This window comes from Bradyrhizobium sp. 23AC, assembly GCF_054863025.1.
Map to the genome: position 1 here is coordinate 1 of NZ_JAVAYN010000280.1, position 241 is coordinate 241.

Annotated in this window: 1 protein-coding gene; it reads left to right on the forward strand. The window is 58.5% G+C overall.

Features of this window, described 5'->3' with window-relative positions; translation table 11 throughout:
- On the forward strand, nt 1-241 hold a 241-nt coding region (locus tag RAD10_RS42440; RefSeq protein WP_461622085.1), incomplete at both ends, for a hypothetical protein.

Sequence of the window (241 nt, forward strand, 5' to 3'; positions counted from 1 at the left end):
CGACGCGAAGTGGCAGTCCAAGGTCTACTTCACCGAGTTCAACAATCGCGACGCCGAACAGGGCGCATATGCGATGGCCAATGCCGGTCTGACCTATCACGCCGCCAAGGATCGCTGGTCACTCGGCGTATGGGTCAAGAATATCGGTGATGAGTTCGTGATCGCGAACAACATCATTGCGGCGGCCACCTATCAATTCCCGCGGGTCGGCTCGTTGATGCCGCCAAGGACGTATGGCGCT